The 2145-nt window shown below is 60.6% G+C and carries 1 protein-coding gene; it reads left to right on the forward strand.

Annotation, left to right across the window (positions count from 1 at the left end; all coding sequences use genetic code 11):
* Positions 1 to 28: 28 nt before the first annotated feature.
* Positions 29 to 2145, forward strand: a 2117-nt coding sequence (locus AB4Y86_RS17395) for an ATP-binding protein (RefSeq protein ID WP_441403416.1), incomplete at its 3' end; no start/stop codon positions are given.

A 2145-nucleotide genomic window follows, 5' to 3' on the forward strand; every position in this document is an offset into this window, starting at 1 on the left:
GGTGCGATGTGGGGCGTATGGGGTGTCGGTGAATCGCAATATTGTCGGCGGGTTGTATGGCCGCGACGCTGAGTTGGCAGCTATCAATCGGACACTCGAGCGCGTGAGCAAACGAGAAGTTGGTCCGGCGGGGGCGGTGATCATGCTCAGTGGCGCCAGCGGCGCGGGAAAGTCGGCACTTGCCGAGGCCGTGTTGATGGCGGCGGAGCAGCTGGGATATGACTGCGTCCGCACGGCGTGCGAACCCTTTCATGAAGGCATGAGCTATTTCCCGGTGCGGGAGCTCGTACGGCAGATGGCCGACGGTCGATCTGTGGGAGAAGTCGTAGCAGAGCAGTTCGGCGGCGGTTCGTCCGAAGTCGAGATGGCGGCGGTGAGCGAATCCATCTCTGCTGACCCGTCTAGCCGTCGAGAGGCCATCGTTGCCACCTTCACGAATGTGATTATGGGAGCCTATCGCGTAGGTGGCTCCTCCCCGAAGCTGCTGTTCATCGATGACCTCGAACATCTGGACGTCGGCAGCGCCGACGCACTGATCTGCCTGGTCTCGCGCCTGAGCGAAGGACCCGTCGTTATTCTCGGAGCTTTTCGCTCCGACCGGGTGGCGGAACCGGCGCATCCTGTCCGTCCTGTCATAGCTTCGGCGCGACGTATGGAAGGGATCTACCAGAATCACGAGATCCGGGGCTTTGACATAGCGGGCTTCGGGGCGCTTTTGGAGTCATTGCTGGGCGGTCCCACGAACCTGCCGGACGCGGTCACAAAGAAGCTCTACGAAGAGACCGAAGGCAATCCACTCTTTACCCGTGAGCTAATCCGGATGCTCTGCTCACCTGACCCGAGGTCAGGTCGCGTCTCGCTGAGCCGGGTCGACGATGTCTGGTTATTCGACGGTGATATCGGTTCATGGGACATTCCCGACTCCGTGGAAGAGGTCATCGCCTCCCGACTGAACCTGCTCGACGTCGAGGAACGGCACGAACTTGAGCTCGCTGCAGTCGTCGGGCGGCGATTCGCTTTCGCCGTGCTTCACGGACTGATGGAGGCAGGCGAGGACGAACTCCTGCGCGATCTGGAGAAGTTTCTCGACGTCGACTTAATTCGTGAACTCCAGACAAATGACGAGTCCTTTGAGTTCTCCCACGGCAAGATCCGCGACGTGCTATACGCCCAGCTCAGCGGTTTGCGTAAGCGCCGGCTTCACGCTCAGGTTGCAGAGGTCATCTCCAATTTGCGCGCGAGCTCGAACGAGGACTGGGACGCCTTGATCGGAGAGCACCTGTATCTGGCCGCCAAGCATGCGGATGCCTTCCCATATCTTCTCCGGGCGGCACGCAACGCGCAGGCCACGGGTGCGTCGTCTGAGGCGGCCGCGCTATTCGGCAAAGTACTCGAGTCTTCTGACGGAGTCGTGTTTGACGGGGACGACTCACGGGCTTCAATCCAGCTTGAGCTAGTGAATGCATATATAAGTGCGAGCCAGGTTGCGGATGCAGGGCGGCTGCTCGCAAAGCTGACTGGTGCAGAGAATCCCTCCTCAATTCGGGCGGTCGCACTTGGCTTGTTCGGTGATGTGCTGCTTTTCGAGGGGGAAATCGACCAGGCGCTCCAAGCCTACGAAGAGAGTCGACGACTTGCTGAGGCGCTCGACGACACTCAGGCTCTGTGTGAAGTATTGTGTGATCTGGCCGAACTTCACGGCCGGCAGTACGAGCGGCAAGCGGGTATCGCACCAGACAACGCTGAGAATCACCGGATCCAATACATCGCACACGTCGACAAAGCGTTCGCCATGCGCGCCGACCTCTCTCCCGGCCCTCTGCGGGCTCGGGCACTGAGGAATAAGGCGAAGCTGTCGCGGGTGTCCGGCGATCTCTCGGTCGCGGAGAGCCTCTACCGTCAGGCTATCGACACTGTGGACAGCCGCGTGGCGAGTCACCGATTCCTTATTCCCTATGCGAAGACGCTTCGTCGGGCGGGGAAAGCGAAGGAGGCGCTCGACCACATCGAGCGAGTCATCTCATGGAGCACTCAGGTTGGTTCCGCTCGGTCCCAGGCGATCGGCTGGCAGTACAAGGCGACTTTCCTCATGACTCTCGCGAGAGATGACGAGTCCTTTTCCGAAGCGAATGCGACGGCGGAGCG

This window comes from Arthrobacter sp. 2YAF22_2 (genome assembly GCF_052114645.1).
GTDB lineage: Bacteria > Actinomycetota > Actinomycetes > Actinomycetales > Micrococcaceae > Arthrobacter.